Source organism: Gimesia chilikensis (assembly GCF_007744075.1).
In the GTDB taxonomy this organism is placed as follows: domain Bacteria; phylum Planctomycetota; class Planctomycetia; order Planctomycetales; family Planctomycetaceae; genus Gimesia; species Gimesia chilikensis_A.
Genome location: NZ_CP036266.1, coordinates 4,846,802 through 4,858,694, shown reverse-complemented (window position 1 = coordinate 4,858,694; position 11,893 = coordinate 4,846,802). Strand labels below are relative to the sequence as shown.

Genomic DNA, 11,893 nt, shown 5'->3' with positions numbered 1-11,893 from the left:
AGTAACAATTTCTGATTCCAGCGTTGATACTTCTCTGACACCGATTCTTCACCCAACTCAACCCATAAAAATTGATACACAATAAGGTTAAGCTGGCAATCAACCATGGATAGTCCAGATAATTTCTACTCGTAGTAAGCCTTCAAGACGTATTGCTGTATCATTCGCTGTGTGTTGAAGTAGGATGCATTCAATGCAATCGCATGAGACATAATTCTCAACCAAGAGTCTCTTTGTTCATAATACCGCGGTAACACGATATTTTGGAGCTTTTCATAAAGTAATTCTGCATCTTGATCGGAGCAATCGGCCTCTCCCATATCTGAGGATTTGGCATCACCAATAGCCCAACCAGTTACGTCTTCAATACGATCCTCAAGCCACCATCCGTCAAGTATACTTAGGCTTGGGACACCATTCAGGGCTGCTTTCATACCACTGGTACCCGAAGCTTCCAACGGTGGCTGTGGCGTATTGAGCCAGACGTCGACGCCAGAGGTGATGAACCGTGCCAAGTCCCAATCATAATTTTCCATGTATACAATCTTCACTTCGGGAAGCATCGTGTCCTTCAGCCGGACGATCTCTTGAATCAATTGCTTACCCTGCTCATCTTGTGGGTGGGCTTTCCCAGCAAAAACAATTTGCAAATTCCCTGCCTGCTCCGCTAAACTCTTCAGTCGAACCCGATTCTGCAGCAACAAATTCGCTCTTTTGTAGGCCGTAGCACGACGCGCAAAACCGAGCGTGAAGATTTCGGCATCGAAAGAGGCTTCTGTACGTACATTGATCTCATCAATGAGATCCTGCTTGGCTGTTTGATGCGCCTCCCAAAATTCAGTAGCCGGAATCGACAGCGCACCACGAAGGCTGGCATTGTCTGCGCGCCAACCTGGCAGAAAGCGATCAAAAAGCTTTGCGAATGAAGGTGCGGCCCACGTTTCTAAATGGATTCCATTAGTGATATGGTCGATCGTGTAGTGATGGTCAGTGTCACGTGGCACAAGCAGTTTTCTTGAAACCTCGCCGTGCTTCTTCGCGACGCCGTTGACATAATGGCTGAGATTGAGTGCAAGATAGGTCATGTTCAATTCGCCGGCACAGCAAAACACTTCGTGATTATCAAAGAGATCAGATCGAGAAAGCGTACGCTGGACTTGATCAATTGGGAACCTGTCATGCCCCGCAGGAACCGGAGTATGAGTCGTGAAAATGCAGCTACGGCGAACCGTTTGCACATCTTCGGTGTTAAAGGGCTACGATCAGACGATTTTGCGCTTTCATCGAGTAATTCAAGCCCCAGCAGGGCCGCGTGCCCTTCGTTCATATGAAAACGTGCGACATCATTGTAGCCGAGCGCACGTAACACACGTACGCCACCTACTCCCAGCACGACTTCTTGGCAAAGTCGGTAATGACTGTCGCCACCATAAAGATTGTTAGTCAAGGTACGATCCCAGTCCGAGTTTTCATCCAAATCAGTATCCAGCAAGAGAACCGGAATCACATGTCTGCCGCATCCGGTCACCTCGTACTTCCAGGCGCGCAGTTGCACGTAACGACCTTCGATGGTCACGTCGGTTCGTATTGGTAGCTCGTGACAATATCGCTCAATATTCCATGGAATTGGATCTTCATGCTGCCACCCGGACGCATCTAAGCTCTGTGAAAAGTACCCCTGGCGATGCATCAGCGTAACGGCGATCATTGAGATGCCGAGATCAGCAGCGGCTCGGAGCGTATCGCCTGCCAGCATTCCAAGACCGCCACTGTATGTCGGTATGTCTGGGTGAAGCGCAATCTCCATCGAAAAGTAAGCAACAGCTGGTCGATTTATTTTATTCATCTATCAATTCACCCGGTAGAAAGACTGTTTTACCGTATTATCATGAATGCAGACTGTTGCTATAACTCCTTCTGCACTACAAGCTCGTTGACAATATGAGTCATACCCTGTATCGAACGAAGCTGTTCCTGAGCGATTTGCTTCAGAAAATAGCTCGAAACAGTCCCTCGAATTACAATAACGCCGTTTTTTTGCTCGCACTGAACTAATTTGAGCAAGGCATACCTACTTGAATGCAATCGCTGCCTCGCAATGGTGGCGAGGCAGCAATTTGACGAGTTAGACGACTCGTCCAGCGAATGCGTCGTATCGAACTGATTAGAATCATGGTTCATTTCAGTTTTCTCTTTAAGCATACTTGAGCAACCCTGTGTCGTTTCTTGTCGATACCGGCCACAAGTGGCTAGCCGTCGCATTGGAGATACCGAAATATTCACTGAGTTTCCTCTCTTGAAAACATAATCCCTCGAATACGGTCATTGACTACCTGTCGCTTGATATAGCCTACCTTCCACGGCAGCAGCTTCTGCGAATGCTGCAGCAGTAGGCACGCTTTAAACAACAGATTGGGCTGGCCGTTTCTTCGGTCTGGACTTCAACTTGAGCTGTATTCGACACTGGCTGGATCAATGATTCCGGTAACCCAGACGAGGGAGGCGGACTCAGCAGACCAAGGACAAGTATGCTAGCAGAAAGTGATTTGAGCAACATGACATTCTCCTCGTAGCTAATGAACTGTAATAAATGGAGATATTCACAGGTTAAATAGCGATCACTGTTTAACCGCGTTGATCGCTATTTAACCGCGTTCCATATCCTTTTGATGCCATACCGACCTCAGTACTTCACCGAAACTTTCACTTTTAGGAGAAATGAGACATATGTAAAAAACTCATTCCGTCAATCAATAATATACAACTGTCGTAAGCAGTCTGAATATCTTGCTAGGGAACGGAAGATGATCTCATAGGTTGAAAATCTCGCAGCAAAACCAAGAGCACAAAGTTGATTTAAGTTACGGCGGTATATGGCATTTTAGCCAAATTCTTGTTGGGAATAGATAGAGGGGATTAATTTTCTGCTTAACTGTGATCCCGACAAAAACTTCGATCATCGCTAACTACAGTCTGAACTTTCATTTTACAAATCTCTAAAAAGCATAAAAAGAGCCATGAGGATCATCGTACTATTTTCGATGATGGTAACCGCAGACATTGGCAGATTAAACACTGTTCCCAGACAGGCGCATTGAATCACCTGGCGTTTTCTTACAGCTTTAATGACGCCAATTAATCCGACTCCCATCACGACAAGTGTGACAGTATTTACTAAAGCCGGTAACCAACCCATTATAAATGCCATCCCAAGCGAAAATTCAAGAAACGGGTATAGCAACGCGTAGAGACGTGACCGTTTTGCCACAATATCATAAGTCGCGAAGGCGTCGGCAAACTTACTTACATCAAGCAGCTTAAAGAAGGCAAAACCTAAAAAGAAGAAACCCATAAAGAAACGCATGAAGTTTTCCCAAACCCATCCCGCTTCTTGTGCAGCTGTCAAAATCACTGCCGCACCACAGACGTAAAAGATAACGAGAAGCAAGGGCTTATAAGTGCTGATTTTTAACCCCTGTTTCTCATTGGTTAAATGACTCTGCCGTTCTTCGGTAATACCCTTAGTGTCCTCCTGATTTTCAGTTATCTTTGCTTCGAATCCAGCTCCCTTCACAGCCTCGACTAGTTTCTCACGAGGGGTAGTGCCGTGCATTTTTGCTGTTACAGTTTTGAGTTCATTTGACAGGTCTGCTTCCCACTCAACAATCTCAGAGTTCTGATCCAGGACTGGCCGTAATTTTTCTAAGCAGGAATTACACTTCATGTTTGTGGAAACAGTCACCTCTTGAAGTTGATCTACTTGCTTAACTATAGTCATTTTTAATTCTCCGCATTCTATGTGTGACAGTTTTTTTATCAGGGGAGATAATTGATTCGATAATAGGGCAGCCTGATAGAGTACCATGGCCACTGCACTTCTTATGCAGCGAAGCCAGGGTTGATTCGAGACGTTGCAGATCTTCTATTTTATGTCTAATTTCAATCAATTTACGGCCGGCCAGCTGCTTGACCTCTTTCTTTGATGTAGAAGGCTGGTCTGCAAAACCCAGCAACTGTCCAACTTCTGCGAGAGTGAACCCAAGCTCCTGTGCTCGTTTGATAAACTGGATTCGTTCTATGACCTCCGGCGGATACTCCCGATAAGAGGACTGTGCTATCGGCTGTTCGATCAGCCCCTTTCTTTCATAAAAACGCACCGTCTCAACACCAACTCCCGATGACTGTGCGACTCGTCCTATTGTCAACTTGCTCATATGCATCTCCTGGAAACATTATAAACTCCGTACTATGGTACGGAGTCAAGGGGTAATTTCTATGTAGAGAACAAACCAGGAGAAATGCTGGAAATTATCAAGCTTTTCGGCTGCGCATGGCGTCGTTAGTCGCCTGTTTGGTTTTTGTGAAGAAATAGCCACTCACCCAGGAAAATTAAGATTAAACCGGCAAGAGAAACATAGATTACCAGCATATCCGCCTGGGCTTTAACTACCAGAAACGCTCCTAAAATGACAACGTCCAATATCATTGCCGTGATTAAGACAAGACTACTGGCCTTCACCTCTTTGCGGAGGTGATAAAATACTCCCCAATGGATGGCGATATCCATGATGAGATAAAAGATGGCACCGAGCGAGGCGATACGACTTAAATCAAAAAAAACCGTTAATAACATCGCCATGACAACGGTATACACCAATGTGTGTTTTTGGATGCTACCTGGCATTCCAAAATGTGAGTGCGGTACTAACTTCATGTCTGTGAGCATAGCCAGCATACGAGAAACCGCAAAGACGCTGGCAATCACACCGGAAACGGTGGCGACAATCGCAAACAATACAGTAAACCATACACCATAATCTCCAAAAGCAGGCCGAGCAGCTTCTGCAAGAGAATAGTCTTTCGCTTTAATGATTTCATCGACCGTCAGACTTCCTCCCACAGCCAGCGTCACAAGCATATATAGAACCAGACAGAGGGCAATCGAGATGATGATGGCTCGTCCTACATTTTTATGAGGATTTTTAAGTTCGCCACCGCTATTTGTAATCGTAGTAAAGCCTTTGTAGGCCAGAATTGCGAGCGCCACAGCTCCGAGAAACTCTCCCGGTCCCGCACCGGTTTGATTAGACGAAGTATTTTCGAATGAAAAACCGGAAGCCCACAATCCCCCGATTGCAAAGAGAGCAATCCCGCCAATTTTGATAAATGCAGTGAAAAAGGATAGCTTTTCTATGAATTCGTTACTCAAGATATTCACGAAAAAAGTGAATGCAAGCAAACCGACTCCGAGAGCGACCACTAACCATTCATTTTCGCCGACGTTGAAGAGTTGCAGTGTGTACGTACCAAAGGTCTTCGCGACCAGGCTCTCATTGATGATCATGGAAAAGTACATCAGCAGCGCAAATGCACCTGTTAGCGCTGTTTTACCGTAAGCCTTCTCAAGAAACATGGCGATGCCACCCGCGGATGGATAGGCGTGTGCCATTTTTACATAAGAATAAGCACTGAAAGATGCCACGATTGCTGCTGCCAGAAATGCGAGCGGGAACCATTGTTTCGCTAGCTCAGCAACTTGTCCGGTCAGGGCAAAAATACCGGCACCGATCATCACGCCCGTGCCCATCGCAACAGCACCAGTCAAAGTCAGACTGTTCTCTTTATACTCGGATGAGTTCTCGTCGGAATGTTCCATGCTGTGACCCGTTAACGCCGCATCTACGGCTTTGGAGTATTGTGTGGTGAAGTTGATTGTGGTATTGAGTTCGACTTCTCCACTTTCATTGATTTCTGTACTGCTCTGTTTTGGAGCAGAGTACACATAACTTCACTTTCAAAAGCAATCCGCGTGCCACTATGCAGATCTATTGTGCCAGTCTCCAGAACTACGATTTTCCGGCCCTAAGCCAGATAGGAGATCAGTTCCGGCATGGATCTGGTCGGCCAGCAATCACTTTGAGCGATTTTCCACCGACTCTGACAGAACAGTGGATAGGCCCCAGTGAAGATTAGAACTGTCTCAAGGTCGAGTAATCGGAGATTCAAAACGGAGATTGCAATACAAGTCGTTCGTATCTGGATGAAAGAGCAAGTTGATGACGTTTCGGAATCAGCCCATTTGTTGGTTGCAAGGACTGAATGAAATTACGTATCAATGACGTATTGCTGTGCGAATGTTTTTACGCAGGTCATACAATTCTGCATTGCGACTGTCTGAGACTTATTGGTTTACAGATTGGTTAATTCGTGATTGAGTATAACGTCAACGCTATCGATTCCAGTCATTGTGCGTCGACAAAGTCTGCAACACGACTTGAATGAATGTGCGTATTTGTGTGAATCACAATGTAGATGCCTATCACACATTTTAATGAATTTGGCAAACAGGTAACTCGTATTTCAAAAAAGGATCACATCAGTGCTATATTGGATGTTAGGCATGATGTGGATTCAACGGCGTACTCGAATTCGGCGGGATGGGATCGTCGGTTGTCATCAACTTATCGTATAGATCCGGTGGCAGTACTCGCATCACAGTAAATAGCCCTTTGACACCTTTATACCAACCTTCGCGCATCCCCTGAGTTTCGCGACGATCGGTTAATTTTTTCATGTCTTCCATTGTCATCGGCATGCTATAGTCATTCGCCTTTTCCATCTGCATCTTGCCAGCGTGCTTACCTTCCATTTTCATATCCGACATCCCCTTCATGATTTGTGGATAGCCAGGAACCTCGAAACCCGGATCGTTCTTTTTCTGGCGAATGATGGGCCCGACTTGAGATACCATATGGTTCATCATGTGGTGAAACATGTGACAATGGAGTACCCAATCTCCGGGATTATTAGCCACGAACTCTACATCCCGCGATTGCGCTACCCCCACGATCACCGTATTTCCCGGAATCCACGCTGTTTCCGGAATGCGGCCCCCCTCGGTTCCTGTCACCCAAAAAGTGTGCCCGTGCAAATGCATTGGATGCTGATGCAGCGTACTGAAGTTTAGAAATCGAATGCGGACCCGTTCGCCTAACTTACAAACCAGTGGTGTCGTGTAAGGGCCACACCGCCCGTTGATTGTAAGAAAGTTCCAGTCCATGGAGATCGTATTGGGAATGTGCGCGTTGGGTAACATCGAAAACTGCTGAGTCATTAACACGAAGTCACGATCCACGGCAGGTTCAAAAGCCACTTTGGGATGAACAATGAAAGGCACCACCATTCCGATGGCTTCCTGCATCGCCACATGCGGATGTAAGAAAAAACTACCTTCCTGATGCACGTCATATTCATAGACAAAGGTCTTGCCCGGTTGAATCAAGTCTTGTGTAACGGCAGGTATTCCGTCCATGCTAATGGGGAGTTCCAAGCCATGTGAATGCAGAGTCGTCGGCTCTGGCAAATCATTGCGAAAAACAATACGTACTCGTTCTCCTTGATACATTTCTAATACAGGACCGGGAAACTGGCCGTTAAATCCATACGCGTCCATCCAGATCCCCGGGAGCACTTCTCTACGGGTGGGGGTCGCCTGCAAATGGAACTCGCGCGCACCATTTACAATTTTCCCGCTCAATGTTTTCAAATCAGGTGCAATCACATTGACTGGTGGCTCCCCCGCTTTTCGCAATCCGGGCACGAGTTTCCCTCGGTCAGTCGGACTACCAACTGGGCCACCAGTGCCTGGATGCATACGAGGATATGTGCCTCCCTGACCTTGATATTTATCGGAAGAAGCTCCGCTTTCCGATGACTGCCCCATAGCGGTCCCCGCAGCAAACAATCCGGCCGTGGCTGCCGCACCCTGCTTTAGAAAGTCCCTGCGGTCATTTTGAGTACCCATTGATAGGCCTTTCATTTTGTTTTATTTCGTTTTGCTAAATGATCGTTGTTCATCGTCTCTTACGATTACCGGGGTTTGGGAACGGCATTGATATGTCCGCCACCCACTGGCGCAGGAGGCTCGGCCAGTCCACCTGTCAATAGCATACCGCTAATGGCAATCTCACTTTCATGATACTTTAATTGACTCATGATATAGTCTGCCTGCAAATTGAGATAGATCTGCTGTGCCATCAACACATCAGGCCAGGGAGCGCGCCGCTCCTTATAACTATGATGTAACAGATCGTAGGCTTGCTTACCCTTAGGTAACATTTCATCTCTGTAAGTTTCTACATGCTGACACGCGGTCTGATAATTTCTAAATTCTGTTGAAAGTCTGCTCATCAATGATAATTCCAACCGTTTCACATCCGCCCGAGATCGGTTGAGATCGGCTAAGGCCTGATCCACGGTGCCTTGGTTTTTGTCGAAGATAGGAATAGGTAACCCGACGGTGACCCCTGCTACTGAGTTATCGGTCTCGAAATTATGACCGAAATTGACATCGACCAGGATATTAGGTATCGGTTGGACGCGTTCACGTTCTACGGTTATTTCGTCATGTTGCACACGTTCCCAGGCAGCAACGATTTCAGGACTGCTTTCTAATAACTGATTGAGCGCCGAATTCCAGTCATAAAATTCCTGAGGAGGCTCAAGCCTCCCTCTAAGAGTTGTACATTGTAATTCAGGAGTACCCACCATCGCCACCAGATTTCGCCACTCCTGTTCCAAGTCGTTCTCAGCCGCCTGCTGTTTCAATTGTGCGCGATGCAAGTCGACTTCCGCCTGCAACAGGCCGGACTGATTCGTCTGTCCTAGATTAAGCATCTCTTTATGTGTTTGTAAATTATCTTTCGCATTCTCCAGAAGTTTACCTTGGACTGCGAGTAACTGCTGCGCTGCCAGTGTCCGGTAGAAATGAATCCGCACGTCATTCAAGACACGCGTGTACTGGGCCGACAAGATGGTTTCCGCAACAGCGACCTGCTTTGTCCATTTCGCGCGACTGAGCTTCAGCTTACCACCTGTGACAAATTCCTGTGAGACGAATGCCCCCTGTAATTCACCAGCCGTGCCATTGATGCCAATTTGATCGCTGGCATACCCTACAACCGGGTTTGGGTAGAGTCCCGCCTGATAGGCTGCGCCTCGTGATGCTTCGACTTGCGCTGCCGCCTGGACCAGCGTCGGATTATTGGCTTGTGCCAAAGCTTCTAGCTCATCCAGTGATATCGCAGTACTTTGGCTTGCTAAAACATCACCCGGCATGGGGAGAAGAAGTGGATCGTATTTCTCTACTGGTAACTCAATTGACTCTTGATGCGATACGAGTCGTGTTTCAGTCTCCGAGGTTGCATCATATTCTGCTTCCGCATCATCGCGCACAATGACTTGCGAAGTTTCATTTTCTGCTGGTACAGGTTTTTTACCTATTTGATTAGCAACATCCCTTTTCGTGCTGGTTGCACATCCACTAATTAATACGATTGCCAGTAAGATAGAAATTAGATTCTTTGAATTCACCACGGCCCCCCGAAGTCTAGAACTAGCCGCGCAAATTCTTCACGCGCGATTCCCTTAACGTATAGTTATCGGCGGGATCTGTACTATTGTGTTATTGCAATATATCGATTGTAACGGTTTTCTGTAGAATAGAATGATGGTGGCATCTAAACATCATGTCCAATGATGGTTACGATAATATTCTTTTCTCATCCCGAAGAAGAAAAACGCCAAATCTACCATGTCGAGAGCATTTAAGTACGAGTTGATCGCGCTCCACGTTGGTTTGTGATGCAGCTGATTCAGCGTGTGAATAGAGGAGACTGCCACATTTGAACTAATAAAGTCGGCAGAACTCACTCAATTCGGAGTCTCTAATGGTCGTCACGCAGTTCACGAACCTTGGCCAGCCATTCAACGAGTCCTTGTCGAAGATGTTGGGTAAGTTGAAGCAAAACACCGCCGTATTCAATTGCTCGATTGACTTCAGCATTTGCGAGGAATTCGTCACCAGTGACTTTGTTGGGTGGCAAATCTTCTACTGTCCGTAGCGGAAGCGCAGGCAGTGAGGGACGTTGCCCCGAAATTAATTCCGGATTTGATCAGCTGGGATTGCCTTCATTAACAGCAAATTTGAGCAATACCAGTTTCCGAATTTGGTGAACGCACAGTGGTTCGAGGAGGATGCGTGATCGTTTTGACTCAACGTGCCGTCGTCATGACAACAACACATTGACAACGAGAGCTTAGCTTTGTTTGTTATAAAACACCGTGTGACAGTTTGTTATGTCTTAATTTTAATGGTTGGCATAAATAATGCCTTTTGTGTCGAGTCATCAACAAACAAAGAAAAGCCTTAAAGCTATTGAGGTAATCATACTCACGAAATGAAAAGGAGATCCTATTATGATACGTTTCGCACTGTTTCTCGGTATTCTCGCTGCCTTGACAGCATTCACGACCAATCCGGCAAAGGCAGCAGATAACTCTTATGTACATGGATATCTTGGCCACACCTTGTCGGGGCACGGATACCTTTCGTCCGGATATGGTCACTCGACTTACAGGCAGCGTCTCCAACACGGTTATGTCAACCACGGGTATTCTGCACGTGAGTATGGACACGGTTCCTTCCGGCAAAGCCACATCGACCGCGGCTATTACAATTACCCATCCTATAGTCACCGCGGTGCAGTCCAGATTATGACACCGCATCTAGATTTTCGGTTAGGTCACTAAACGGGTTAGCTTAGTCAGTGCCGAAGTGAATAGCTTCTACCAAGAAAGGGTTAGCACTGTCCCTTAGACTTCTCACTCTCAAAATTCTCGAAAAGGATTCATGAAAAGATACTTTTTTCAATTCCTGCAAACCCTGAGTGGAATTGATAGCAAGTCGAACACTTTTAAGTCTCACTGTCATTTTGAGTTAGCGAAAGTCACCGAAATCTATTTGAAATACGAACTATCTTTTGAATTTATCTTCAAATTCCAATGAATAATCTGGAATGGTTCTGCATCTAACCCCTCGACTGCAAAATTGCTTTGCAGTCGAGGGGTTTCTATTTCTAGTTAGATGTTCCAAACATATTCAGTTAGAGAAAAGCATGAAAGCAGCTATATCAAGATTGTGTCGAAAATTAACTATCAAAACGTTTTCGCGTAAAACAAAACTAATGTTAGAACGATTCAAAGGAGTTGATTTTTTAACTGTAATACAACCTGAAGAAATTGGATATGACCCTCATGTTGTGTATCGGTCTTCTCCTTCTGGAAATAAATATTTAATACAATTACTAAAAGATATTAGTGTTACAAACGCTGACTCTATTATCGATATTGGCTCCGGAAAAGGTAGCGCAATGCGATCAATGCTAAAGTTTCCCTTTGCAGAAATTGCTGGAATTGAGTTGTCAGAACAGATCGCTGCAATAGCAATAAATAATTTCAAAAAACTAAGGGCGAATAGATGTCATGTGTTTAGTTGCGATGCAACGGCATTTCAGAATTATGGCCACTATAATATGTTTTATTTCTATAACCCATTTCCGGCTGATATTATGTCAGAAGTGATTTGCAAGATAGATGAGTCTGCCCGAGGAAGCGATAAAGAAATACTAATTATATACAACAACCCAGTTTATCATGACTCAATCATTAGTTTTGGAGCGTTCTCGAAGGTCAAAGAATATCCTGATGAATGGGGAAATCAAATCTTTCTTTATTCAAATAAAAGTCTGGAACACTCCAGATTGAATCGCTAATTTTGTTGATGAAAAGAGTTCAGGGATTTAATCGTTGAGCTTGTGAATTATTCTCCATGATAAAGACGTATGCTGTGTTCAGCATCAAGATAAAGCAATCTGTTCGTCAGATAACGTACTCATAGAATAATTCTGGTTGCGATTTAAATATAGAATAGAAAACAACCTATCCCCCCATACCATGACTATATTGAGAATCGAAAAAAAAGTAGTGAGAACCTCAAAATAATGTCATTTGACATGAAGAAAGCACGAGTAGGTTGCATCCAATATCGAAGAAG

Annotated in this window: 7 protein-coding genes; 1 reads left to right on the top strand and 6 read right to left on the bottom strand. The window is 45.4% G+C overall.

From position 1 onward, the window contains the following. Positions 1-125: 125 nt before the first annotated feature. From glgP to HG66A1_RS18285, 6 genes are all read right to left on the bottom strand, one after another. Complete coding sequence (glgP, locus tag HG66A1_RS32060; protein ID WP_197996660.1) at positions 126-1,238, bottom strand: alpha-glucan family phosphorylase; 1,113 nt, start codon at positions 1,236-1,238, stop codon at positions 126-128. Between the two features lie 1,748 nt (positions 1,239-2,986). Continuing rightward, the gene (locus HG66A1_RS18305; protein WP_145187112.1) at positions 2,987-3,778 is read right to left on the bottom strand and encodes a heavy-metal-associated domain-containing protein; all 792 of its coding nucleotides are present in this window, start codon (positions 3,776-3,778) and stop codon (positions 2,987-2,989) included. After that, positions 3,765-4,214, bottom strand: coding sequence for a MerR family DNA-binding protein (locus HG66A1_RS18300; protein ID WP_194242558.1), 450 nt, complete (start codon positions 4,212-4,214; stop codon positions 3,765-3,767). Before HG66A1_RS18300 ends, HG66A1_RS18305 begins: the two co-directional genes overlap by 14 nt. A gap of 125 nt (positions 4,215-4,339) precedes the next feature. Next, positions 4,340-5,656: an APC family permease gene (locus tag HG66A1_RS18295; RefSeq protein WP_145193830.1), complete on the bottom strand. Its 1,317-nt coding sequence runs from the start codon at positions 5,654-5,656 to the stop codon at positions 4,340-4,342. A gap of 738 nt (positions 5,657-6,394) precedes the next feature. Next, a complete protein-coding gene (locus HG66A1_RS18290; RefSeq protein WP_145187107.1) occupies positions 6,395-7,804 on the bottom strand; it encodes a multicopper oxidase family protein in 1,410 nt (469 codons plus the stop codon). 65 nt (positions 7,805-7,869) lie between these two features. Then, complete coding sequence (locus tag HG66A1_RS18285; RefSeq protein ID WP_145187104.1) at positions 7,870-9,372, bottom strand: TolC family protein; 1,503 nt, start codon at positions 9,370-9,372, stop codon at positions 7,870-7,872. Positions 9,373-10,955: 1,583 nt separating this feature from the next. On the opposite strand from HG66A1_RS18285, the gene HG66A1_RS18280 reads away from it, so the two are divergent. Beyond that, positions 10,956-11,612, top strand: coding sequence for a class I SAM-dependent methyltransferase (locus tag HG66A1_RS18280; RefSeq protein WP_194242559.1), 657 nt, complete (start codon positions 10,956-10,958; stop codon positions 11,610-11,612). The last annotated feature ends 281 nt before the right edge of the window (positions 11,613-11,893 follow it).